A 22,806-nucleotide genomic window follows, 5' to 3' on the forward strand; every position below is an offset into this window, starting at 1 on the left:
GTCGGGTCGGTTCGTCGGTGAAGGAAGCGGGGCCGTCATGCCGGTTGCAGCGCGGCGCGCGCCGGGACATAGCCGAGTTCGGCGGAAATCGCGTGGCTGCACGCCTGCAGGCGTTCGAGATAGTCGGGGATGTCCGCGTGGCTCACGCGCACCTCGGGGCCCGTCACGCTGACCGACGCAACCGTCGCGCCCGTCAGGTCGCGCACCGGCACCGCGATCCCGACCGCGCCGGGCGTTACCTCGCCGCTGCTCACCGCGTAGCCCTTGCGCGCGACCGCGTCGAGTTCGCCGGCGAGTTTCGGCAGGTCGTCGGCCAGCCCGCTCCTGCGCAGTTGCGCGAGATATTCGTCGCGCACCGCATCGGGCGCGAACGCGAGCAGCACCTTGCCCGATGCGCCGAAATTGATCGGCCGGCGGTTGCCGACCGAGCCGACGGTGCGCACCGCGTGCGTCGTTTCGCAACGTGCGACGCACACCGATTCGAGCCCTTCGCGCACGCGCAGCACGACGGTTTCGTTGATCGCCTGGTTGAGCGCGAGCATGTGCCGGTGTGCGGCGCGCACCAGCGCGTTCTGCTGCGATGCGGCCACGCCGATCACGAACGCCTGCGGGCCGAGCGCATAGGTGGACGTGCGAGCGTCCTGCACGACGAAGCGGTGCAGTTCGAGCGTGCACAGCATCCGGTACGTGCGCGACTTGTTGATGCCGAGTTGCGACGCCAGTTCGGTCACGCCGAGGTGCGGATGCTCGGCCACGTAGGTCAGCAACTTCAGCGCGCTGTCGACGGCGTCGACGATATAGGTCGTCATGCGGCATCTCCCGGCGATGCGACGCGCGCACGCACGTAATCGGCGAGCGCGTCGAGATACGCGTCGACCGAGCGCTTCAACGCGGCGAAGCCCGCGTGTTTCGCGAACGCGGCTTCGTCCATGTAGAGCGCGCGGTTGAATTCGATCTGGATGCTGTAACGCTGCCGCGCGGGATCGGCGAGCGCGGTCAGCAGGTCGCCGCCCTGGTACGGGTCGTTGATCTGCACGCGGTAGCCGGCGTCGGCGAACCACTGCGCGGTCCACGCGGTGAAGGCCGGGTCGGCGGTCGTGCCGCGCCGGTCGCTGACGACCACGTCCGGCCGCAGCGCGCCCGCGTCGACGTTCATCGCGTTGCCGCGCGACTTCATCGAATGACAGTCGATGTGCCACAGCGCGCCGTGCGCGGTGTGCAGCGGCTCGGCGATGCCGCCGAGCGCGCGGCGGTACGGCCGGTAGTACGCGTCGATCCGGTGGCGCACTTCGGCGAGCGACAGCTTGCGGTCGTACAGCGGCACGCCGGGCAGCGCGTCGCGCCGGATCAGCCCCATCCCGCGCTGCGTGTACGGCTGCGGCGAAAGCGGTGCGGGCCAAGGCTCGGCGAGCAGCGTCGCGTCGATGTCGGTTTCCGCGCGGTTCGGATCGATGTACGCGCGCGGAAACGTCGCGCCGAGCAGCGTGCCGCCGCGCGCGGGGGCGCCGGCCCACAGTTCGTCGATGTATGCGTCCCACGTCGTGCGGATCGCATCGTGCGGCGCGACGGGGGAGAAGTCGGGCGGATACGCGATGCCGCTGTGCGGCGAATCCACGACGATCGGCAGCGCGGGCGCCGTCGGCGCTGCGACGAAATACGCGGGCGATTCGCCGTCGGTCGCGTTGTTGCAATTAAACGTCAGCATGGGGATCAGGTTCTTTACCTAGTGTCTCGAAGCGTTTTGCTCGTTTGTTTTAATCATTAAAACAGCGTATCAATATTTCACAACGGCAGAAAATTGCGGTCAAGGGCTTTTTTCGACGAGGGCATTACGCGTTGCGATCGGCTTGTGATGCCCGCCGTTATTGAGTTTGTTTCATTCTTCGAAACGCGTTGCGAGTGAGGTCGTTTCGACTCCCTCGTGCGATTTTTGGTATGGCTTGACGCTTAAAATCACCGAATTCGACAATGAATAAGACGATGTTTTATTCAATAAAACACGTTGCGGGCGAAATAAATCGCTCCCCATATTCAATCGACAAAAGGGGTCGGAGATGAAGCGGAAAGAGATGGCGGTCGCGCTGGCAGGCGTCGCAATCGCGGCGGGCGCGACGTACGCGCAGGCGCAGTCGAGCGTGACGCTGTATGGCGTCGTCGATTCGGGGATCACGTACACGAACAACCAGAAAGGGCACGCTGCGTGGCAGGCGACCGGCGGCAACGAGCAGGGCACGCGCTGGGGGCTGCTCGGCAAGGAGGAACTCGGCGGCGGCACGCGCGCGGTGTTCCGGCTCGAGAACGGCTTCAACATCGAGAGCGGCGCCGCGAGCCAGGGCGGCCGGATCTTCGGGCGCCGCGCGTACGTGGGGCTGGAAAACGACCGCTGGGGCACGCTGACGATGGGCCGCCAGTACAACGCGGCGCAGGAGGTGCTGGAGCCGCTGCAGATCGGCGCGACCACCGCGCTCACGCAGTACGCGCTGCATCCGTTCGACACCGACGACCTGAACAACACGTTCCGCACCAACAACTCGGTGCAGTACCAGACACCCACGTGGTACGGGCTGCGCGCGGTCGGCCTGTACGGCTTCTCGAATTCGACGTCGTTCGCGGAAAACCGCGTGTGGAGCCTCGGCGCGAGCTACGAGAACGGGCCGCTGCAACTCGGCGCGGCCTATGTGCGCGTCGATCATCCGGCGCTCGACACCACTGGCGCGGCAGCATCCGACAACTACTACACGTTCATCAAGGGCGTGACGCGCCAGCAGATCTGGGGCGCGGGTGGCGCGTATGCATGGGGCGTCGCGACGTTCGGGGTGCTGTACACCAGCTCGCTGTTCAATCTGCAGACGGGCGGCGCGCTACGCTTCAACAACTACGAGGGCAGCGTGCGCTACATGATGACGCCTGCGCTGCAGTTCGCGCTCGGCGAAACCTACACGCAGGTGCTCGCGTCGCAGGGGCCGAAGCCGAGTTCGCACTACCTGCAGACGAGCGTCGGCGCGCAGTATTTCCTGTCGAAGCGTACCGATATCTACGTGAATGCGTTCTACCAGCGCGCGTCGTCGAACACGGTGGCCGCGATCGAAGGGATCTCGAATCCGTCGAGCACGCGCACGCAGATCGTCGCGGTGACGGGCATCCGCCACAAGTTCTGATGCGGCACGCCGCGTGCGCGCGTGCGGCTTACAGCCGGATCAGCACCGCGCCCGCGACCACGAGCGCGCAGGCGGCGAGCCGCTGCGCGCCGGGCCGCTCGCGCATCACGAACCAGCCGATCGCGACCGCGAAGATCGAACTCGTTTCGCGCAGCGCCGACACGGTCGCGACCGGCAGGTGCCGGTACGCGAGGATCACGATCCCATACGCGGCGAGCGAGATCGTGCCGGCGATCGCGCCCTGCGTGAGCGCGGCGCGCGAGCCGAGCACCGCGCGCGGGCCGCCGCGCACCGCGCAGACGAGCACGAGCTGCGGCACGCTCCACAGCAGGTACACCCACGCGATGTAGCCGAGTGCGCTGCCGGACACGCGCGAGCCGACGCCGTCGCAGATCGAATACGCGGCGATGAACACGCCCGTGAGCAGCGCATACGGCACGCCTTCCCCGGAGAACCGGAAGCCGCGGCGCAGCGCGAGCGACATGATGCCGAACGACACGAGCGCGATGCCGGCGAAGCCGAACGGCGTCGGCTGCTCGTGCAGCATCGCGAACGCGAGCACCGACACGAGCAGCGGCGACATCCCGCGCGCGATCGGGTAGATCTGCCCGAACTCGCCGCTGCGGTAAGCGCGCGCGAGCGTGAAGCAGTACGCGACCTCGAGCGCGGCCGATGCGGCGACGTACGGCCACGCGGCGGGCGCCGGCGCGGGCAGCATGACGGTGCCGGCGACGCCGAACGCGAGATACGGCAGCGACATCGTGCCGAGCTGGACGAGCCGGTCTTCGCTGACGTGCAGGAACGCATTCCAGATGGCGTGCAGCAGCGCCGAGCACAGCACGAGGCCGATGAACAGGTGATCCATGAACGAGGGGGCGGACGAGGGCGGGCGCCGACGATTATGTGGGTATCGGGCGCGCTCGCGCGGAATTGTCGATAATGGAGTGTTGTTATTCACCGGATGCCGACGATGACCGAAGCCACCCAAGCCCAGCCTGCCGTTCCGCGCCTCACGAGCCTGTCGCACGGGGGCGGCTGCGGCTGCAAGATCGCGCCGGGCGTGCTGTCCGAGCTGCTGAAGCGCGCGACGCCGCCCGCGCTGTTCCCGGATCTGCTGGTCGGCACCGAGACGTCCGACGACGCAGCCGTGTACCGGCTCAACGACGAGCAGGCGATCGTCGCGACCACCGATTTCTTCATGCCGATCGTCGACGATCCGTTCGACTTCGGCCGCATCGCGGCGACCAACGCGCTGTCCGATGTCTATGCGATGGGCGGCAAGCCGATCCTTGCGCTCGCGCTGGTCGGGATGCCGATCAACGTGCTGCCGCACGAGACGATCGCGGCCGTGCTGCGCGGCGGCGAAGCGGTATGCGCGGACGCCGGCATTCCGGTCGCGGGCGGCCATTCAATCGATTCGGTCGAGCCGATCTACGGGCTCGCGGCGATCGGCGTCGTGCATCCGTCGCGCGTGAAGCGCAACGCAGCCGCGCGCGCGGGCGACGTGCTCGTGCTCGGCAAGCCGCTCGGCGTCGGCGTGCTGTCGGCCGCGCTGAAGAAGAGCCAGCTCGATGCCGCGGGCTACGCGCAGATGGTCGCGACGACCACCAAGCTGAACCGGCCGGGCACCGAGCTTGCCGCGTTGCCGGGCGTGCATGCGCTGACCGACGTCACGGGCTTCGGGTTGCTCGGCCATACGCTCGAACTGGCGCGCGGCGCGCATCTCACCGCGCGCGTGCATTACGCGTCGCTGCCGTGGCTCGCGGGCGTCGAGGCGTTCGTCGCCGACGGCGTGTTCACCGGCGCATCGGGTCGCAACTGGGCCGCGTACGGCACGGACGTGCGGCTCGCCGACGGCCTGCCGCCCGTCGCACAGGCGCTGCTGACCGATCCGCAAACGTCGGGCGGCCTGCTCGTCGCGTGCGCGCCGGAAGCGGTCGACGAAGTCCTCGCGTGCTTCCGCGCCGACGGCTTCGACCGCGCGGCCGTGATCGGCGAGATGGTGGACGGGCCCGCGCGCGTCGACGTCGCCTGACGCGGATTTTCCACGCCGGATTATTGTGCGGTCGCTAGAATCGATGCCTTCCCTCGAAGGCGTCGACGACCGATGAACGACTTCCTGTTCGGGCTGATGATCGCGCTGTCGGTCGGGCCCGTCGCGCTGATGATCGCGAACTACGGCATGCGCGCCGGCACCGCCACCGGCGTGCGCGCGGCGGTGGGCGTCGCCGCTGCCGACGGCTGTTATGCGGTCGTCGCGTTCACGATCGGCGCGATGCTCGCGAGCACGCTCGCGTCGCACCTGTCGCTGTTCCGTGTCGTCGGCGCGTTCGTGTTGCTCGCGATGGGCACACGGATGCTGTGGCAGGCGCTGCGGGATCGGCGCCGGACGCTCGACGGCGATGCGCCGCCGCTGGGGAATCGCCCGTTCACGTCGATGTTCTTCGTCACGCTCGCGAACCCGCTCACCATCCTGCTGTTTTATGGCTATGCGACGGCTGCCGCCGGTGCGCATCGGCACTGGTTGTTCGGCGCCGCGTGCGTGTTTGCCGGCAGCCTCGCGGGGCAGCTCGTGTTCGCGTTCGGCGGCAGCACGATCGGGCGCATCGTGAAATCGCCGGGGTGGCTCGCGGCGAGCCATGTCGTCGCCGCGCTGGTCGTGCTCGGTTACGGCGTCGCGGGGCTCGTTCGCGTGTAGCGGTTCGGGAGCTGGCCGAAGTAGAAGGCGACGTCGACGGGTGCGATACGCAGCGGTATGTCGCCGGGCATTCGCTCCTGCCAACCGGATAGCATTCCTGACGGTTGTCATGCACGGCGACGGTGCGAATCCAACGGAACACATCGCATTGCGCAACACGCGCACGGTCGCACGAAACATTGGACGTCGTTTCGTAGTCGGGTTCCGCATCGCGCGGGCCCGTTCTATACTCCCTCGCGCAGTCTCCGAGAGCCGTTCTCACCCAACATCATCGAAACAAGGAACGCCGATGCTGACTCGCTCCATTCTTTCCGCCGCCGCCTTCTCGCTCGCGGCCTGTGCGACCGCGCCGTCGATCGCGCAGGACAACCAGGGCAACAACGCGGGCAACGCTGCATTTGCCGAGACCGGTGCACAGGGCCGCCCGGTCAAGGTCATGATCATCACGATGTTCGGTCCGGAGGGCCAGGCCTGGCTCGACCGGATCGGCCCGTGGCGCGACATTGCCGTGCCGGGCCTGTCGCCCGACTATCCGGCCGTTCACTGCAACAAGCAGGACGTGTGCGTGGTGACGACCGGCATGGGCTATGCGAACGCGTCGGCGACGATCATGGCGCTCACGTTCTCGCAGCGCTTCGATTTGCGCCGAACATATTTCCTGATCTCGGGCATCGCGGGCGTCGACCCTGCCCAAGGCACGGTCGGTTCGGCCGCGTGGTCGAAATATCTCGTCGATTTCAGCCTGCAGTGGGAGCTCGATGCACGCGAGATTCCGGCCGGCTGGAACACGGGCTTTCTCGGCATCAACACGAAGAGCCCGAACGACAAGCCGCCGCTCGACTACCGCACCGAAGTGTTCCAGCTCAATCCGCAGCTGACCGACGCCGCGTACGCGCTGTCGCGCAACGTCGTGCTCGCCGACAGTGCACAGGCGCAGGCCGCGCGCGCGAAGTTCACGTATGCGCCGGCGAACCGGCCGCCGACGGTGATCCAGTGCGACACATCATCGGGCAACACGTGGTTCTCGGGCACGCTGATCGGCGAGCGCGCGCGCCAGTGGACGAAGATCCTGACGGACGGCAAGGGCACCTACTGCATGACCGCGCAGGAAGACAACGCGACGTACGAAGCGCTCAAGCGCGCGGCGAGCGTGAAGCGGGTCGACCTGTCGCGCGTTGCGGTGCTGCGCACGGGGTCCGATTTCGACCGGCCGTATGCGGGGCAGACGAGCGTCGACAACCTGCTGAACTACGCGGACCAGGGCGGTTTCGCGCCGGCGACCGAGAACTTGTACCGCGCGGGCAACCCGCTCGTGCAGGACATCGTGACGCACTGGGGCGAATGGCGCGACGGCGTGCCGCGCCGCTGATGGCCGGACGATGACTCAGCCGGCGGTCAATGCGGGTGCGGGGCCGAACGGAACGGCGTCCAGACCGGCGTGGTGTCGTCCCAGTGATCGAGCGGCGAAGGAAGTTGGTCGTTCATCATGTGCTCCTGCAACTAGCTGACTCAGCGAGTCGTCGATGGGTGTTTCGCGACGCCGCGCACGGGGCGACCCGCTGCGCGGCGTTGCGCGTTTACCGGCCTCCGCCGGCGAGCTGGTTGCTTTCCGGCATCGAGCGATACGGGCCTTGCGCGAGTTCGAGCCCTTGCGGATACGAAGTCGCCTTGCGCAGGTACGCGAGCGTGCCGTCGCGGCGAGCCTGTTCGACTTCCGCGCTCACTTCGGCGCGCGTGCGCGGGCCGTTGTGCTGCGAGTACCACGACGTGTTGCCGTAGTCGCCGGCGTGCGGTGTGCCCGAATCGGCGAAGGCCGGTGCGGACACGGCGAGTGCGAGGGCCAGGGCGGAGAGAAGGTGGCGGCGGTTCATGGCATGACTCCTAGAGATGTCGGAGCTGGCGCTTGAGCGCTGACTCCGGTCCCATCAAGTGGGATCTGTCCGATGCGCAACGAGGTGCGCGACAGGGTTTACTCTAGGTATCTGTTCCGTCGCGATAAATGCGGCAGACGCGAATTGAATTGTCGTGTCAGTGGAACAATCGTCATCCGCATGGCCGGCAGGGTTATGCGGAAATCGCCGCTAGCCCCATGCAGCGGGGCTCACGCGGATGCGACGACGGCGCGCCGCGACGCACGCGGACGATTGCCGCGTTCGGCACAAAGGATTGCTGCGGATTCGGGAAAGATGGCGGGCGCCGCGCGGGAGCGCGGCACGAAGGCGGGACGACGCGCGGGCCTCGCAGCCCGCGCGTGCTGGTTCAGACGATTACGCGACCCACTCGTTGATGACCGGCGTATCGAGCGCCGGTGCGCGTTCGGCTTCCTCGAACGTGCGCTTGCTGCACGTCGCGTCGAGGCTGCCCTTGCCGCTCAGCAGCGGGCAGCGGTCGAACACTTCGGCGATCCAGTCGACGAACACGCGCACCTTCGGCGACAGATGGCGGCTGTGCGGATACACGACCGAAATCGGCATCGGCAGCGGCTTGATGCCGGGCAGCACTTCCTTGAGCCGGCCTTCGCGCAGGTGCGGCAGCACCATGAAGAGCGGCGGCTGGATCAGCCCGAAGCCTTCGACCCCGCAGGTCACGTACGCATCCGCGTCGTTCACCGACACGATGCTTTCCATCTTGATCTCGGTTTCCTTGCCGTCGATCAGGAACGACCAGTCGATCGTGCGGCCGGTGCGGCTCGAGAAATAGTTGACGGCCTTGTGCTGGCTCAGGTCCTCGATCGTCTTCGGCTCGCCGAAGTGCTCGAGATACGACGGCGCGGCGACCGTCACGCCTTCGAACAGGCCGACCCGGCGCGCGACGAGCGACGAGTCCTGCAGCGCGCCGACGCGAATCACGCAGTCGACGCCTTCCTGCAGCAGGTCGACCGGGCGATCGGACAGCCCGAGCTGCAGGTCGATGTCCGGATAGCGCGTGTGAAATTCGCACAGCGACGGAATCACGAGCAGCCGCCCGATCGAACCCGGCATGTCGATACGCAACTTTCCGTGCGGCTTCCGGTTGTTGGCCTGGAAGCTCGCTTCGGTTTCCTCGACGTCCGCGAGGATCCGCACGCATCTTTCGTAGTACGCGGCGCCGTCCGGCGTCAGCGACAGCCGGCGCGTGGTCCGGTGCATCAGCCGCACGCCGAGGAACGCTTCTAGATTCTGGATGATCGTCGTGACGGACGCCCGCGGCAAGCCGAGCGTTTCTGCTGCCTTGGTGAAGCTGCTTGTATCGACGACGCGAGTAAACACCTGCATGGCCTGAAGCCGGTCCATCACAACCTCCGCAATCTAATTTGCCGCCGGAACAACAAGGCTGCGCTACCTCGTGGGTGAACGCAGCCTCGGATTGTTCGGGGGCGTTGAATTGTGTTGCCGGATTATAGGCATTTATCCCAATGTCTGCCGGACCCAGAATTCGTTCCATCTCGAAATGGATGCTGCATCGTCATGGACGCTTCTGAATTCAGCAAATTCCTGAAAGCCGCGTTGCCCGCCCAAGCCTTGGCGGGCGCGGCGCTGACGGTCGCCGAAGTGGAAATTCCCGGCTACGCGCAGGACATCGTGCTGCGCCTCTATCGCCGCCCGGACAAGACCGGGCTGCCAGTAGTGCTTTATTTCCACGGTGGTGGTTTCGTCCGCGGTTCGCTCGAAGACGCCGATTTCGCCGCGCGTTTTTTAGCAGAACGCTTACCAGCTCTCGTAGTGTCGGTCGATTATTCGCTCGCGCCGGCCTTTCCTTTTCCGGCTGCGCCGGAGGATGCGTATCGCGCGGCCGTGTGGGCCGCGACGCGTGCCCGCGCGTTCGGCGGCAATCCGAAGAAGATCGGTGTCGCGGGCCACGACGCGGGCGGTCAGCTCGCGAACTGTCTGGCATTCATCGCACGCGACCGCGGCGAAGTGTCGATCGCCGCGCAAGCGCTGTTCGGGCCGATGCTCGACCCGAGCATGACGCGCATCGGCGACGCCGAGCGCCTCGCGTCGGACATCACCGCGCGCGAATGCGCGGCATGTTATCGCGCGTATCTGCCGCAGGCGGCGCAGCGCATGCACCCGTACGCGGCGCCGCTCGAATCGGTGCGCCTCGCGGGGCTGCCGCCGACGCTCGTCGTCACCGCGCAGAACGACGTGTTGCACGTCGAAGCGGAGAAATATGCGGGCTGCCTGATTTCGTCGGGCGTGCTGACGCAGGTGATCCGCTATCCGGATATCACGCATGCCGCGCTCGCGACGCACGAAGCCGCATTCGAGGAAGCCGTGCGCTTCTTCCAGTGCCGCTTCCAGGCGCGCCAGCCGAACCGTTCCGAATAACCAGAACCAATCCACGTTTATTGGAGATCCACATGGCCATCCTACGCACCTCCCGTTCCCGAATCGCGACAGCGGCGATCGTGACGCTCGCCGTCGTCGGCCTCGGAACGTTCGGCGCAATGCGCGTGAACGCAAACGCACCCGAAAAGGCGGCCGCGCCGCTGCCCGAAGTCGATGTCGCGACCGTCGTGCCGCAGACCGTGACCGATTGGCAAAGTTATTCGGGCCGCCTCGAAGCGATCGAGAAGGTCGACGTACGCCCGCAGGTGTCGGGCACGATCGTCGCGGTGAATTTCAAGGACGGCGCGCTCGTGAAGAAGGGCGACGTGCTGTTCGTGATCGACCCGCGCCCGTACCAGGCCGAAGTCGACCGCGCGGCTGCGCAGCTCGCGGCTGCCCAGGCACGCAACGGTTATGCGCAGACCGACTGGCAGCGCGCGCAGCGGCTGATCGGCGACAACGCGATCGCGAAGCGCGATTACGACGAGAAGCAGAACGCGGCCCGCGAGGCGGCGGCGAACGTGAAGGCGGGCGATGCCGCGCTGGAAACGGCGCGCATCAACCTCGGCTATACGCGGATCACCGCACCGGTGTCGGGCCGCGTGTCGCGCGCGGAGATCACGGTCGGCAACGTCGTGTCGGCCGGCGCATCGGCCGCGCCGCTGACGACGCTGGTTTCGGTGTCGCCGATCTATGCGTCGTTCGATGCGGACGAGCAGACCTACCTGCAATACATCAACGGCGCGCGCGACGGCCGCAAGGTGCCGGTCGAGCTCGGCCTCGCGAACGAAACCGGCTACTCGCGCAGCGGCGCGATCGATTCGGTCGACAACCGGCTCGACACGTCGTCGGGCACGATCCGCGTGCGCGCGCGCTTCGACAACGCGGACGGCGCGCTCGTCCCGGGCCTCTACGCGCGCGTGAAGGTGGGCGGCAGCGCGCCGCACCCGGCGCTGCTCGTGGACGACGCGGCGATCAACACCGACCAGGACAAGAAGTTCGTGTTCGTCGTCGACCAGCAGGGCCGCGTGTCGTACCGCGAAGTGCAGCAAGGAATGCAGCACGGCAACCGGCGCGTGATCGTGAGCGGGCTTTCCGCCGGCGATCGCGTGGTCGTGAACGGTACGCAGCGCGTGCGCCCCGGCGAACAGGTGAAGCCGCACATGGTCCCGATGACGGGAGGCGATGCGCCGTCCGCGCCGTTGGCGGACAACGCGAAGCCGGCCGCGCCGGCGAAGGCGGATTCGTAAGCGGCCCGCCGCTACGTTTTCCGCGTTCAACCAGACAGAGCCACACATGAACATTTCCAAATTCTTTATCGACCGACCGATCTTTGCAGGAGTCCTATCGGTGATCGTCCTGCTCGGCGGGGTGATCGCGATGTTCCTGCTGCCGATTTCGGAATATCCGGAAGTCGTGCCGCCTTCCGTGATCGTGAAGGCGCAGTACCCGGGTGCGAACCCGAAAGTGATCGCCGAGACGGTCGCGTCGCCGCTTGAAGAGCAGATCAACGGCGTCGAGGACATGCTCTACATGCAGTCGCAGGCGAACAGCGACGGCAACATGACGATCACCGTCACGTTCAAGCTCGGCACCGATCCGGACAAGGCCACGCAGCTCGTGCAGAACCGCGTGAACCAGGCGCTGCCGCGCCTGCCGGAAGACGTGCAGCGGCTCGGCATCACCACGGTGAAGAGCTCGCCGACGCTGACGATGGTGGTCCACCTGATCTCGCCGGACAACCGCTACGACATGACCTACCTGCGCAACTACGCGCTGATCAACGTGAAGGATCGCCTGTCGCGGATCCAGGGCGTCGGCCAGGTGCAGCTGTGGGGTTCGGGCGACTACGCGATGCGCGTGTGGCTCGATCCGCAGAAGGTCGCGCAGCGCGGGCTGTCGGCCGAGGACGTCGTGCAGGCGATCCGCGAGCAGAACGTGCAGGTCGCGGCCGGCGTGATCGGCGCGTCGCCGTCGTTGCCCGGCACGCCGCTGCAGTTGTCGGTGAACGCGCGCGGCCGTCTGCAGACGGAAGACGAGTTCGGCGACATCGTCGTGAAGACGACGCCGGACGGCGGCGTCACGCGCCTGCGCGACATCGCCCGGATCGAGCTCGATGCGTCCGAATACGGGCTGCGCTCGCTGCTCGACAACAAGCCGGCGGTCGCGATGGCGATCAACCAGTCGCCGGGCGCGAACTCGCTGCAGATCTCGGACGAAGTGCGCAAGACGATGGCCGAGCTGAAGCAGGACATGCCGGCGGGCATCGACTACAAGATCGTCTATGACCCGACGCAGTTCGTGCGTTCGTCGATCAAGGCCGTCGTGCACACGCTGCTCGAAGCGATCGCGCTGGTCGTGATCGTCGTGATCGTGTTCCTGCAGACCTGGCGCGCGTCGCTGATTCCGCTGATCGCGGTGCCGGTGTCGATCATCGGCACGTTCTCGCTGCTGCTCGCGTTCGGGTATTCGATCAACGCGTTGTCATTGTTCGGGATGGTGCTGGCGATCGGGATCGTGGTCGACGATGCGATCGTCGTCGTCGAGAACGTCGAGCGCAACATCGAGAGCGGGATGAACGCGCGGCAGGCGACCTACAAGGCGATGCAGGAAGTGAGCGGGCCGATCATCGCGATCGCGCTGACGCTCGTCGCCGTGTTCGTGCCGCTCGCGTTCATGTCGGGCCTGACCGGCCAGTTCTACAAGCAGTTCGCGATGACCATCGCGATCTCGACGGTGATCTCGGCGTTCAACTCGCTGACGCTGTCGCCGGCGCTGTCCGCGATCCTGCTGAAGGGCCATGGCGACAAGGAAGACTGGCTCACGCGCGTGATGAACCGCGTGCTCGGCGGCTTCTTCCGCGGCTTCAACAAGGTGTTCCATCGCGGCGCGGAGAACTATGGCCGCGGCGTGCGCGGCGTGCTGTCGCGCAAGACGCTGATGCTGGGCGTGTACCTCGTGCTGGTGGGCGCGACCGTGCTGGTGACGAAGGTCGTGCCGGGCGGTTTCGTGCCGGCGCAGGACAAGGAATACCTGATCGCGTTCGCGCAATTGCCTAACGGTGCATCGCTCGACCGCACCGAGAAGGTGATCCGCGACATGGGCTCGATCGCGTTGAAGCAGCCGGGCGTCGAGAGCGCGGTGGCGTTCCCGGGGCTGTCGGTGAACGGCTTCACGAACAGCTCGAGCGCGGGCATCGTGTTCGTCACGCTGAAGCCGTTCTCCGAACGGCACGGCAAGGCGCTGTCGGCCGGCGCGATCGCGGGTGCGCTGAACCAGCAGTACGGCGCGATCAAGGACTCGTTCGTCGCGGTGTTCCCGCCGCCGCCGGTGCTTGGTCTCGGCACGCTCGGCGGTTTCAAGATGCAGATCGAGGATCGCGGCGCGGTCGGTTATGCGCGGCTCGCGGATGCGACCAACGACTTCATCAAGCGCGCGCAGCAGGCACCGGAGCTTGGCCCGCTGTTTACGAGCTACCAGATCAACGTGCCGCAGCTCAACGTCGATCTCGACCGCGTGAAGGCGAAGCAGCTCGGCGTGCCGGTTACCGATGTGTTCAACACGATGCAGGTGTATCTCGGCTCGCTGTACGTGAACGACTTCAACCGCTTCGGGCGCGTGTACCAGGTGCGCGTGCAGGCCGATGCGCCGTTCCGCCAGCGCGCGGACGACATCCTGCAGTTGAAGACGCGCAACGACAAGGGCGAGATGGTGCCGCTGTCGTCGCTCGTCACGGTGACGCCGACGTTCGGCCCGGAAATGGTGGTGCGCTACAACGGCTACACGGCGGCCGACATCAACGGCGGCCCGGCGCCCGGCTTCTCGTCGGGCCAGGCGCAGGCCGCGATCGAGCGGATCGCGCACGAGACGCTGCCGCGCGGCGTGCGGTTCGAATGGACCGATCTCACGTACCAGCAGATTCTCGCGGGCAACGCGGCGATCGTCGTGTTCCCGATCAGCGTGCTGCTCGTGTTCCTCGTGCTCGCCGCGTTGTATGAAAGCCTGACGCTGCCGCTCGCGGTGATCCTGATCGTGCCGATGAGCATCCTGTCGGCGCTCACAGGCGTGTGGCTCACGCAGGGCGACAACAACATCTTCACGCAGATCGGCCTGATGGTGCTGGTGGGGCTGTCCGCGAAGAACGCGATCCTGATCGTCGAATTCGCGCGTGAACTGGAGCACGACGGCAGGACGCCGCTCCAGGCCGCGATCGAGGCGAGCCGGATGCGGCTGCGCCCGATCCTGATGACGTCGATCGCGTTCATCATGGGCGTCGTGCCGCTGGTCACGTCGACCGGCGCGGGTTCGGAGATGCGGCACGCGATGGGCGTCGCGGTGTTCTTCGGGATGCTCGGCGTGACGCTGTTCGGGCTGATGCTGACACCGGTGTTCTACGTCGTGCTGCGTACGCTCGCGGGCGGCAAGATCCACGTCGCCGGCAAGGACTCGGCGGGTTATGGCGTGACGCCTCCGGGCGTACCGGCTCCGGGCGTGCCGGCAACGGATGCTTGAGGATAGAAAGATGAACAACATGCACAACTCGAATGGCCTGATGCGCTTCGCGAAGGTGGCGGCCGCGAGCACCCTGCTCGCGACGCTGCTCGCCGCGTGCGCGGTGGGCCCCGACTACAAGCGCCCGGATGCGTCGACGCCCGCCGCGTTCAAGGAAGCGCCGACACTCGCCCAGGGCGAGCAGGCCGGCACGTGGAAGACGGCCGAGCCGTCGGACGGCGCGCATCGCGGCGAATGGTGGACGGTGTTCGGCGACCCGGTGCTCGATTCGCTCGAGACGCAGGCGCTCGCCGCGAACCAGAACCTGAAGGCCGCGGCTGCGCGTGTCGAGGAAGCACGCGCGGCGACGCGTTCGGCGCGCTCGCAATGGTTCCCGCAGATCGGCGCCGGTTTCGGGCCGACGCGCGAAGGGCTGTCGTCGGCGTCGCAGCTCCAGCCGCAAGGCACGGGCCCGACCAACGCGACGCTGTGGCGCGCGCAGGGCACGGTGTCCTACGAGGCCGACCTGTTTGGCCGCGTCGGCCGCAACGTCGAGGCGTCGCGTGCCGACCAGGCGCAGAGCGAAGCGCTGTTCCGTTCGGTGCAGCTCGCGCTGCAGGCGGACGTCGCGCAGAACTACTTCGAACTGCGCCAGCTCGACTCGGACCAGGACCTGTACCGCCGCACGGTGGAACTGCGCGATCAGGCGCTCAAGCTCGTGCAGCGCCGCTTCAACGAAGGCGACATCAGCGAGCTCGACGTGTCGCGTGCGAAGAACGAGCTGGCCACCGCGCAGGCCGATGCGGTCGGCGTCGCGCGCCGGCGCGCGGCCTCCGAGCATGCGCTCGCGATCCTGCTCGGCAAGGCGCCCGCGGATTTCGCGTTCAAGGAAACGCCGATCGTGCCGGTCGGCGTGAAGATTCCGCCGGGCCTGCCGTCCGCGCTGCTCGAACGCCGTCCGGACGTGTCGGCGGCCGAGCGCGCGATGGCGGCCGCGAATGCGCGGATCGGCCTCGCGAAGTCGGCGTATTTCCCGAAGCTCGACATCACGGGGGCGTTCGGCTATGAGGCGTCGACGCTCGGTAACCTGTTCCTGTGGTCGAGCCGCACGTTCCTGCTCGGGCCGTTCGCTGGCACCGCGCTGACGCTGCCGCTGTTCGACGGCGGGCGCCGTGCGGCCGGCGTGCAGCAGGCAAACGCGCAGTACGACGAGCAGGTCGCGAACTACCGGCAGCAGGTGCTCGTCGCATTCCGCGAGGTCGAGGACAATCTCGCCGATCTGCGCCTGCTCGACGACCAGATCCGCGCGCAGGATGCGGCCGTCAATGCGTCGCGCCGCGCGGCGACGCTGTCGCGCACGCAGTATCAGGAGGGCGAGGTTGCCTATCTCGACGTGATCGACAGCGAGCGGTCGGTGCTGTTGTCGCAGTTGCAGGCGAACCAGTTGACCGGCGCGCAGGCCGTGTCGACCGTGAACCTGATCCGTGCGTTGGGCGGCGGGTGGGGGGCGGCGCCGACGGCGGTCGGCGATGCGGCGACGGCCAGGCAGGAAGTTGCCGTGCGTTGAGATGCCGGCCCGCGACGGGCCGCCGTAACAGGTGGTCGCTCGAAAAACCCCGATCCGCGATGACGCGGATCGGGTTTTTTTTTATTGGGCTTTTATCGGCCGTTTGCTATGCCTGCTGCTCCGGTTGCACGTCCGTGCGTTCCGCGATCACCACCGCATATCGGCCGACCGCATCGGCGATGCGTTCCGCCAGCACGGGGTCGCGCACCGCGCGGGCGAGCGTGACGCCGCCTGAAAGCAGCGCGAGGAATGCGATCGCACGGTCGTCGTCGGGTGTGTCGCCCAGTCCGGACGACACTTCGTCGACGATCTGCCGCAATGCCTGTTCATACGCGTCGCGGGTGTCGTCGTCGGCGCGCATCACTTCCGGGGACAGGCTCGGCAGCGCACAGCTTTCGCCGAGTTCGCAGGTGCGCCGCGGCCCGAGGTAGAACGACACGAACGGGCGCCGCCAGCGCGCGCCATGCTCGGCCTTGAGCGTGGCGATACCCTGGCGGAGCTGGTCGAGGCCCGCGAGGACGACGCTGCGGAACGCTTCGCCCTTCGATTTGAAATGCCCGTAGAACGCACCGTTGGTGACGCCGGCCGCTTTCGTCAGCGGACCGATGCCGGAACCGCCATACCCCTCCTGACGGAACAGGCGACTCGCGGCATCGAGGATGCGCGCGCGGGTTTCGTGCTTGTGCTCGACGGAATAACGCATGACAGGCTCGCTTCAGAGCGACTGCTCTTTAACGCTTGCATAGAGAGCAATCAGTGTCTAATGTATAGAGAGTGATTGATATTTATATCACGTCACGATTCCGATGACCTGACCAGGAGAAAGTGCGATGCCGATCACGCTGACAGTGACTGAAGGGGTTTTCACGCCGGACGACGAAGGGCCGGTGTTTGCCGAGCTGACCGATGCGCTGCTGGATGTCGAAGGGTTGACCGGGAATGCGTTCCTGGCGCCGAACGTGGTTGGCACGCTCAACGTGCTGCCGCGGCACCGGACCTTCGTGCACGGACGGGCACAGCCCGCCGCATTCGTCGAACTGAAGCTTCCCGCCGTGGCGCTCGCGGCGCCCGACACACAGCGGCAATTCGTCGAACGGGCGACCGCGATCGTGCTGCGCCGGGCCGGCGGGCGGCTGACTCCGGCGCAAGTGTGGGTGAATGTCGTCCATGCCGTCGATGGTGGATGGGGCATTGCCGGACGACGCTACGACAACGCATCGCTTGTCGATTCGATCCAGAGTGCGGCGGCTGCGCAGTAACTGCAACTAACGGTCGAGCGGTCGTGCGTTGACCGACGGCGCGGCGGCGATCGCCGCCGCGCCGATTATTGGTTGTCGCCGGCAGCGCGCAGCGCCCGCACGAGTTCGCTCGCCGCCTTGCCGAGCCCCGTGTGTTTCGGCCGCCGCAAGTACACGGGCAGCGGCAGCCCGTTGCGGATGTTCGCAAACGCGAGCGGCGCGAGTTCGCCTGCCGCGACGTAGCGGCCGATCATCGATGCGGGCAGGTTCGCCCAGCCGTGACCGGCTGTCACGAGCGCGATCGCCGTGGCCATGTCGGTCACCTTCCACGTGCGGTTGCCGATCAACGGCCGCACGTCGGTCAGCGGCCGCTCCGGATCGGCGATCACGATCTGCCGGAAACCCGACAGTCGCTCGATCGCTTCAGGATGCGCGGCTTCGGCGATCAGTGGATGGCTCGGCGCAGCGACCGCGACGAGCGTCTCGGTCCACAGCGCGTGGATCTGTTCCTGCGGATGCAGGTCGAGCCCGCCGTATGCGACGCACAGGTCGATGGCGCCACGATGCAGCGCGTCGACGATCGCGTCTTGCGGTGCCGTGACGATGCTGATCGCGAGCGCCGGATATTTCGCGGCGACGGCCGTCAGCGCGCGGGCGACGGGTGCGCCGTCGAGTTCTGCCGCGAGCCCGAGCCGCAGCGTGTCCTCGACGCCTTCCGACAGGTGCTGCGCATGCGCGCGCAGCGCGTGCAGCCGTTCGGCGATCGACCGCGCGTCGGGCAACAGCGCGGCCATCGCGGCGGTCGGCGTCGGCTCGCGCGTGCCGCGGTCGAACAGCACGAGATCGAGTTCGGCCTCGAGGTTCGCGATCGCCATGCTGACCGCCGACGGCGTGCGGCCGAGCGCGCGTGCGGCCGCCGAGAACGAGCCTTTGTCGATGACGGTCAGCAGCATGTCGATGTGGTCGCTGGTCAGCATGCGTTGCCTCCTGTCAGAAAAATTGAAAGGACCTGACTTTTGCGGACAGGGTACCCGCTGCTAGTCTCGCCACCTTGTTCGATAGAAGGTGGATGGTCATGCAAGGATGGAAGAGACGCATAGTCTACGTCGTGATGTTCGAGGTGCTCGGCATCCTGATCGCATCGTCGGTGCTCGGCATGCTGAGCGGCGCGAGCGCCGAAACGAGCGGCCTGCTGGGCGTGATGATCTCGACGACGGGCGTCACCGTCAATTTCCTGTACAACCTCGCATTCGAGGCGTGGGAGCGGCGGCGCGCGGCGACGACGCGCACCGTCGGGCGGCGCGTGGTGCATGCGGTCGGGTTCCAGGTCGCGCTCGTGACGTTCCTGATCCCGCTGATCGCGTGGTGGCTCGACGTGTCGCTGGTGCAGGCGTTCCTGTTCGACGCGGTGCTGATCGTGTTCTTCCCGATCTTCACGTTCGTGTACAACTGGTCGTTCGACAGCGTGTTCGGGCTGCCGGATGCGGTCACGCGCAAGGCCAACGCGACCGCATGACGCGACGCGCGTCGCCGGTGTCCGGCGCGCGGATGCGGAGGGTGCAGAGGAATTCGAATCAACGCAGCGGATGCGCCGATGCGGGACAGCGAGCGGCAGGAAGGCGACGCGGACCAGGCCCGCACCGTCTCCGGATGAAGCAGGACAACCGGGCGGAACGAACGCCGCCCAGGAAATTACGCGGCGATGAACTCGTGCACGTAGCGGTTGAACACGGCGGGGCTCGCCGCATTCATCCCGTGCGACGCACCGGCGACGGTCTGCCGTTGCGCATCGCCGATCCACTGCGACAGCGTGTCGACGTTGTTGCGGAACATCTTCGGGCTGCGCTGGCCGTCGATCAGCAGCGTGCGGCATGCGATATCGCCGGCCGTGTGCTGCGAATACGCGGGCAGCGGGTCGCGCAGCTGCTTCGGCAGCGTGCTCGCGTTGTCGATCGCCATCGTGCGGAAGCGCGACGTGCTCTTCTTCCATGCGCCCGGCAGGCTCACCGAATCGACGAACATCTCGAGGCCGGATTCGACGTCGCCTTGCCCGATCAGGTTCACGGCCTTCGTGCGCAGCGCGAGCGCGGCGGCCGGCAGCGCGGCTTCGCGCACGCCCGGCTGCTGCAGCGGGCCGCCCGGATCGGCGAGCGTCAGCGATTCGACGAGATGGGGATGCTGGCGTGCGACGTTGAACGTGACGCTGCCGCCACGCGAATGGCCGACCAGATGCACGGGGCCGAGATCGAGCGCGTCGATGAATTCGGCGAGCTCGTCAACGTGGTTCTGCCAGCTGAACTCGTCCTGGATGCCCGCTTCGACGGCCGGCCAGTAATGGCTGAGGCTCGGCGCGATGCAGCGGTAGTGGGCCGACAGCGACGCAAGCTGCGGATCCCAGTAGCGGTAGTCGCACAGCGAGCCGTGCACGAACACCATCGGCGCGCCGCTGCCCCGCTCGACATACGGCAGGCTGATGCCTGACGAAAGCGTCGCAAATTGCAGGTCGGGGTTCGCGAGCACGGACGGCTCGATTCGCATGTTCATGACTGAAAGACTCAAAGGTGCGTCAACACGACGCAACTATGCATCACGGCGACCTGCAAGGAAAACGCATAATTTTCATCGTGACGATCAATTTTATTGATGGCTCGGCTGAAAACCCTTGTCGGAGCGAGGCAGCACGATCTGCTTACAGCATCGACGTGGCGATGTTCAGCCCCTATATGTGAAGACTCCGGCCGGATGCCTATCGGCAACGGTGACAGTGTGGAAGTGGCACTTGGTCGGGCGAGGCTTGGGGCGCGCCGGAGATCGGCATGACGTGGGCGTGTTATTTAACGCGGCCGGGTGATTTCACATGGCCAAGTGAACACAAATGGGATCTTTGCGGAACCAAATGTCGCGGCGTCTGATGCTTGATGCTTCTGAACGCAGTTCGAAAAAGCAGATGGGTGCCGCGTGATGGAGGAGATGACCGCACCGGAGCATGTCGGGAGTTCATCCTGAGCAACGATCAAAATCAAACGCACGTTGCGAACCTCAAGACGTTCAACGAGGGTCGCGCCGATCTCGTGACGGTGCTCTTCTTGCAGCAGTCCGGCTTTCCCCGGTCCTCGGGGCGAGGCGTCGTCTACCGCAACGGCTTGCCGATCACGGACCTCATCCGGATCTGGTTCGACGTTTCGGCCTGCCCGGCTCGCTGTGTCGGCCACAAAATCACGCATTGCGTTGATGGATGCAGAACGAGAGCGAGAATTGGGGTAATACAAAGCCGAGCGCCGCACGTTAATGAAGGAAAAGACAGCTTCTCACCAGAAAATTGGTGATTCTAAGTTCGATTTATTAAGATATCCGAATAATATCGAGATATACAATCGCGCAGCGAAGTTACGATGACGGCTTTCTAAGAGGGCCGGTCAATGAATAGAAGAATTGCGGTTGTTGGAGATAGTCTTTCAAGCGGCGGAACAATCAGCTCATATAACGGACCACGATTCCTGGTTCGCGGACATCAGGCAGCCCTGATTGGCGGTAGTGCCTTCTGCACCGCGTGTCAGAGCATCGGCATCATCGCAAAGGCTGGCGGACCATATCGACTCAAGTTTCAGGGAGAGGTTGCACTCGACCGCGATATTGTCCTGTGTGGCTGCTCCACGTCACCGAGCATCGTCGCGGTACTTGCGGGCGAAGCGTGGTGTGACGATGGGCTAAAGAGTCTCGGGGAAGTCGTTTCGAGCCGCACGGCAACGGGCGGGGTCACGTTGCTCAAGAAGGACGCATTTGATGAACAGATCGAGGCGGCGACTCGCGGCAGTGCTACCGACGGCCATGAGGGCTATCGCTATTACATCGAGACGGCAGACGGCCGCATCCATTCTGGGGCACTCGATGCAAGCGGCGAGCTACCGCGCGTCAACACCGGCGACGGATCAGGAGACTACACCGTCTATTGGGGTGACGAAGCCATCGAAAAAAACACGGCGAGGTAAGCCATGCCTAATCCTCCCACGAAGGTCCGCACGAACGACACACCAAATTCAAAGAAGTCCGTACAACTACAAGCCCTGTCCTTTCAAGCGCTTTGGAACGCGTACCCGAAGAAAGACCCCTACGATGACCCCACTGGCGAATATGAGAATCAATGCGCCATTCGCATGAGCGTCACGTTTCACAGCATCGGAAGCGACATGAAGTCGTTTTCTCAAAACGTGTTGAAGCCGATGCCGGGCAAGAAGACGCTGGGCCGTCTGATACTTGGCGGCAGAGCAACGGCGACGCGCGCTTACGAACTGGCGGAATGGTTGAAGCTTCGCCCGTTCCTTGGGCTTGGAAAACCCGAAAACATTACCGGTCCGGATTGGCAAGAAAAGATTGATGGTCGAACCGGTATCATCTACTTCTTCGGATATTGGCGTCAGGAGGGAGATTCCGCCGATGCACTGAGCGGCGGCCATATCGACCTATGGAACAAGGACACGCTTACGCCGTCCTTTGCGTCGTTCTGGCGGTTTCGCCTGGGTAGGCGAACGATGCCGGACCTACGGTCCTGGTTTCGTCCCGGCAGGAACGAGAACTGGATATCGGACCTTGCGGAATCCAAAGAGATTTTATTTTGGGAAGTGAAATGAAGCGTATAGCTTTCGCTGTTCTAGGCTTCGTGTGGGGACTTCTAGTGACGGGGGCATCATTCTATGTCTTCAACCGCATGGATTGGCCCAAGCCATCACTCCCTGCAGCCGGTTGCGGAGAGTCCTGCGCATTTCACGTTGGTTTGGTCGCGACTATGCTCTTCATTCTTCTATGGCCATCGATCGCCTGCGCTGTGCTCAATGCTATTGCTTATAGACGTTGGTCATTACGCAAATGGCGCATCGCGTTCGTCATCGTGACCTTGTTAGCGATTCTGTTTCATCTCGCTACCTACGTGGTCTGATCGATTGGTCGTACGGGTAACAGATGAAACGACTTGCAATCGTTATTCCAGGTTTCGCGTGAATCACCGCACCGCCAACGCCGGCGCGGCCTGAAGCTCGACGGGTAGGTCGTTGTCGGCCGCGAACTGCATCGCGAAGTCGAACGCGTCCGCGCATACGTCGCGCAATTCGTCCGACACGAACAGGCATTTGGCGCCGCCGTCGACGACCGGCATCGCAAGCCGCGACAGCGCGCACGGATAGCCGGGCCGCCGTTCGCCGACGAACAGCGTGATGACGCCCGCGAGGCGTTCGGGCCAGTCGCTCGGGCGGAAGGTCTTCTGCGCGCGCGTGACGCCGCGGATCAGGTGGCCGTGGATGCGGCCGTGTTCGGAGACTTCGATGCGATCCATGCTGTTGTGCGTGTCCTCGTT

General features: G+C 65.6%; 22 protein-coding genes. 13 read left to right on the plus strand and 9 right to left on the minus strand.

The window, feature by feature from the left end; translation table 11 throughout:
* Positions 1–35 precede the first annotated feature (35 nt).
* Positions 36–809: an IclR family transcriptional regulator gene (locus R9B84_RS35990; RefSeq protein ID WP_423762096.1), complete on the minus strand. Its 774-nt coding sequence runs from the start codon at positions 807–809 to the stop codon at positions 36–38.
* Positions 806–1,705: an N-formylglutamate amidohydrolase gene (locus R9B84_RS35995; RefSeq protein WP_423762097.1), complete on the minus strand. Its 900-nt coding sequence runs from the start codon at positions 1,703–1,705 to the stop codon at positions 806–808. Before R9B84_RS35995 ends, R9B84_RS35990 begins: the two co-directional genes overlap by 4 nt.
* Before the next feature lie 349 nt (positions 1,706–2,054).
* Between R9B84_RS35995 and R9B84_RS36000 the strand changes: the two genes are divergently transcribed.
* Complete coding sequence (locus R9B84_RS36000) at positions 2,055–3,158, plus strand: porin (protein ID WP_423762098.1); 1,104 nt, start codon at positions 2,055–2,057, stop codon at positions 3,156–3,158.
* Between the two features lie 28 nt (positions 3,159–3,186).
* Here the strand turns inward: R9B84_RS36000 and R9B84_RS36005 are convergent, their stop codons facing one another.
* Positions 3,187–4,023: an EamA family transporter gene (locus R9B84_RS36005; RefSeq protein WP_423762099.1), complete on the minus strand. Its 837-nt coding sequence runs from the start codon at positions 4,021–4,023 to the stop codon at positions 3,187–3,189.
* Between the two features lie 105 nt (positions 4,024–4,128).
* On the opposite strand from R9B84_RS36005, the gene selD reads away from it, so the two are divergent.
* From selD to R9B84_RS36020, 3 genes are all read left to right on the plus strand, one after another.
* Positions 4,129–5,193, plus strand: coding sequence for a selenide, water dikinase SelD (gene selD / locus R9B84_RS36010; RefSeq protein ID WP_423762100.1), 1,065 nt, complete (start codon positions 4,129–4,131; stop codon positions 5,191–5,193).
* Positions 5,194–5,265: 72 nt separating this feature from the next.
* The gene (locus R9B84_RS36015) at positions 5,266–5,856 is read left to right on the plus strand and encodes a LysE family translocator (RefSeq protein WP_423762101.1); all 591 of its coding nucleotides are present in this window, start codon (positions 5,266–5,268) and stop codon (positions 5,854–5,856) included.
* Positions 5,857–6,145: 289 nt separating this feature from the next.
* Positions 6,146–7,225: a purine-nucleoside phosphorylase gene (locus tag R9B84_RS36020; RefSeq protein WP_423762102.1), complete on the plus strand. Its 1,080-nt coding sequence runs from the start codon at positions 6,146–6,148 to the stop codon at positions 7,223–7,225.
* A gap of 208 nt (positions 7,226–7,433) precedes the next feature.
* Here R9B84_RS36020 and R9B84_RS36025 read toward each other — a convergent pair whose 3' ends face one another.
* Together R9B84_RS36025 and ceoR are read right to left on the minus strand one after the other, a co-directional pair.
* Positions 7,434–7,727, minus strand: coding sequence for a DUF4148 domain-containing protein (locus tag R9B84_RS36025; protein ID WP_072444545.1), 294 nt, complete (start codon positions 7,725–7,727; stop codon positions 7,434–7,436).
* Between the two features lie 396 nt (positions 7,728–8,123).
* Positions 8,124–9,128 carry a putative multidrug efflux transcriptional regulator CeoR gene (ceoR, locus tag R9B84_RS36030; protein WP_423762103.1) on the minus strand — a complete coding sequence of 335 codons (1,005 nt, stop codon included), beginning with the start codon at positions 9,126–9,128 and terminating at the stop codon, positions 8,124–8,126.
* A 174-nt stretch (positions 9,129–9,302) separates the two neighbouring features.
* On the opposite strand from ceoR, the gene R9B84_RS36035 reads away from it, so the two are divergent.
* From R9B84_RS36035 to opcM, 4 genes are read left to right on the plus strand one after another with little or no spacing between them, the layout of a single operon-like run.
* The gene (locus R9B84_RS36035) at positions 9,303–10,163 is read left to right on the plus strand and encodes an alpha/beta hydrolase (protein ID WP_047902337.1); all 861 of its coding nucleotides are present in this window, start codon (positions 9,303–9,305) and stop codon (positions 10,161–10,163) included.
* A 32-nt stretch (positions 10,164–10,195) separates the two neighbouring features.
* Positions 10,196–11,413, plus strand: a complete 1,218-nt coding sequence (ceoA, locus tag R9B84_RS36040) for a multidrug efflux RND transporter periplasmic adaptor subunit CeoA (protein WP_423762104.1) — start codon at positions 10,196–10,198, stop codon at positions 11,411–11,413.
* A 46-nt stretch (positions 11,414–11,459) separates the two neighbouring features.
* Positions 11,460–14,675 carry a multidrug efflux RND transporter permease subunit CeoB gene (gene ceoB / locus R9B84_RS36045; RefSeq protein WP_423762105.1) on the plus strand — a complete coding sequence of 1,072 codons (3,216 nt, stop codon included), beginning with the start codon at positions 11,460–11,462 and terminating at the stop codon, positions 14,673–14,675.
* A gap of 10 nt (positions 14,676–14,685) precedes the next feature.
* The gene (opcM, locus tag R9B84_RS36050; protein WP_423762106.1) at positions 14,686–16,221 is read left to right on the plus strand and encodes a multidrug efflux transporter outer membrane subunit OpcM; all 1,536 of its coding nucleotides are present in this window, start codon (positions 14,686–14,688) and stop codon (positions 16,219–16,221) included.
* 106 nt (positions 16,222–16,327) lie between these two features.
* Here opcM and R9B84_RS36055 read toward each other — a convergent pair whose 3' ends face one another.
* Positions 16,328–16,924, minus strand: a complete 597-nt coding sequence (locus tag R9B84_RS36055; RefSeq protein WP_423762107.1) for a TetR/AcrR family transcriptional regulator — start codon at positions 16,922–16,924, stop codon at positions 16,328–16,330.
* Positions 16,925–17,051: 127 nt separating this feature from the next.
* Between R9B84_RS36055 and R9B84_RS36060 the strand changes: the two genes are divergently transcribed.
* The gene (locus R9B84_RS36060) at positions 17,052–17,480 is read left to right on the plus strand and encodes a Tautomerase enzyme (protein WP_423762108.1); all 429 of its coding nucleotides are present in this window, start codon (positions 17,052–17,054) and stop codon (positions 17,478–17,480) included.
* A 65-nt stretch (positions 17,481–17,545) separates the two neighbouring features.
* On the opposite strand, the gene R9B84_RS36065 is transcribed toward R9B84_RS36060, so the two are convergent.
* Positions 17,546–18,436 carry a LysR family transcriptional regulator gene (locus R9B84_RS36065; RefSeq protein ID WP_423762109.1) on the minus strand — a complete coding sequence of 297 codons (891 nt, stop codon included), beginning with the start codon at positions 18,434–18,436 and terminating at the stop codon, positions 17,546–17,548.
* 98 nt (positions 18,437–18,534) lie between these two features.
* Here R9B84_RS36065 and R9B84_RS36070 point away from each other — a divergent pair, with 98 nt between their 5' ends.
* Positions 18,535–18,975, plus strand: a complete 441-nt coding sequence (locus tag R9B84_RS36070; RefSeq protein WP_423762110.1) for a PACE efflux transporter — start codon at positions 18,535–18,537, stop codon at positions 18,973–18,975.
* A gap of 176 nt (positions 18,976–19,151) precedes the next feature.
* Here R9B84_RS36070 and R9B84_RS36075 read toward each other — a convergent pair whose 3' ends face one another.
* Positions 19,152–20,003, minus strand: a complete 852-nt coding sequence (locus R9B84_RS36075) for an alpha/beta fold hydrolase (RefSeq protein WP_423762111.1) — start codon at positions 20,001–20,003, stop codon at positions 19,152–19,154.
* Positions 20,004–20,374: 371 nt separating this feature from the next.
* Here R9B84_RS36075 and R9B84_RS36080 point away from each other — a divergent pair, with 371 nt between their 5' ends.
* The 3 genes from R9B84_RS36080 to R9B84_RS36090 all read left to right on the plus strand — a co-directional run bounded on the left by R9B84_RS36080 (position 20,375) and on the right by R9B84_RS36090 (position 22,087).
* Positions 20,375–20,785 carry a hypothetical protein gene (locus tag R9B84_RS36080; RefSeq protein ID WP_423762112.1) on the plus strand — a complete coding sequence of 137 codons (411 nt, stop codon included), beginning with the start codon at positions 20,375–20,377 and terminating at the stop codon, positions 20,783–20,785.
* 93 nt (positions 20,786–20,878) lie between these two features.
* Complete coding sequence (locus R9B84_RS36085) at positions 20,879–21,448, plus strand: PAAR domain-containing protein (protein ID WP_423762113.1); 570 nt, start codon at positions 20,879–20,881, stop codon at positions 21,446–21,448.
* Positions 21,449–21,451: 3 nt separating this feature from the next.
* Complete coding sequence (locus R9B84_RS36090; RefSeq protein ID WP_423762114.1) at positions 21,452–22,087, plus strand: type VI secretion system amidase effector protein Tae4; 636 nt, start codon at positions 21,452–21,454, stop codon at positions 22,085–22,087.
* A gap of 368 nt (positions 22,088–22,455) precedes the next feature.
* Here R9B84_RS36090 and R9B84_RS36095 read toward each other — a convergent pair whose 3' ends face one another.
* Positions 22,456–22,785, minus strand: a complete 330-nt coding sequence (locus R9B84_RS36095; RefSeq protein ID WP_423762115.1) for a DUF3579 domain-containing protein — start codon at positions 22,783–22,785, stop codon at positions 22,456–22,458.
* Positions 22,786–22,806: the final 21 nt, after the last annotated feature.

It is taken from the genome of Burkholderia sp. NLJ2 (assembly GCF_049487195.1).
Lineage (GTDB): Bacteria > Pseudomonadota > Gammaproteobacteria > Burkholderiales > Burkholderiaceae > Burkholderia > Burkholderia pyrrocinia.